This is a genomic window from Streptomyces sp. KL109B (assembly GCF_030766935.1).
Lineage (GTDB): Bacteria > Actinomycetota > Actinomycetes > Streptomycetales > Streptomycetaceae > Streptomyces.
This window is the reverse complement of sequence record NZ_JASERL010000035.1, coordinates 1-467: the sequence shown is the minus strand read 5'-3', so window position 1 is coordinate 467 and position 467 is coordinate 1. Positions and strand designations below refer to the sequence as shown.

Annotated in this window: 1 protein-coding gene; it reads left to right on the top strand. The window is 69.8% G+C overall.

Features of this window, described 5'->3' with window-relative positions; all coding sequences use genetic code 11:
* Positions 1-79: 79 nt before the first annotated feature.
* On the top strand, positions 80-467 hold a 388-nt coding region (locus RBJ65_RS42025), incomplete at its 3' end, for a hypothetical protein (protein WP_306332223.1).

The following is a 467-nucleotide window of genomic DNA, read 5'->3' as shown; positions in this document are numbered from 1 at the left end:
GGCACACGAATGGGCCTCGGAAGACCGGCCACGTCGTGCGGGGGTGTCGTCGTTCGGCATCAGCGGGACCAACGCTCATGTGATCCTGGAGCAGGCGCCGTCGGCCGTACAGGCGCCGTCGGCGGAGCCCGTGGCCGTGACGGAGCCGGTGGGGCCGGTCGGGTGGGTGTTGTCGGCACGGAACGAGGAGACACTGCGCACCCACGCCGGGCGGATCGCCGAGGCCGCCACCAATACCGACCTACCGGTGCAAGACGTGGCGGCAACGCTGGCCGCCCGCACCGTGTTCGACCACCGCGGCATCGTACTGGGCACCACACGCGATCAGTTGCTGGCAGGACTCGACTCCCTCGCACAGGGCACCCCCTCCGACACCGTGGTGACCGGAACCGCCAAGCCCGGCAAAACAGTGCTGGTGTTCCCCGGACAGGGCTCCCAATGGAGCGCCATGGCACGCGAGTTGCACG